Raw genomic sequence first — 234 nt, forward strand, 5'->3', positions numbered from 1 at the left:
GTCAGAGCCGTGTCAGTCCACCCTGGCACCGTCATACCCGTGAACGGCACCGCGGGACACCGCGAAAGCCGCGACACGAGGAGAGGTGCCCGGAGCGGCTGATCGGGGACCCAGGGCAACAGCCCGAAGTCGGACCCACGCGGTCCACGCAGGTTCGAATCCTGCCCTCTCCGCCACACCACCACACCAGCCCCACCACCGAGAACCACCGGCTCGCAAAGTCAGCGCAGGGTG

The 234-nt window shown here is 68.4% G+C and carries 1 tRNA gene; it reads left to right on the top strand.

Annotated elements, in window-relative coordinates:
* Window positions 1–79: 79 nt before the first annotated feature.
* Window positions 80–176 (top strand) — tRNA-OTHER (locus ADK64_RS45915).
* Window positions 177–234 lie beyond the last annotated feature (58 nt).

It is taken from the genome of Streptomyces sp. MMG1121, assembly GCF_001280015.1.
GTDB lineage: Bacteria > Actinomycetota > Actinomycetes > Streptomycetales > Streptomycetaceae > Streptomyces.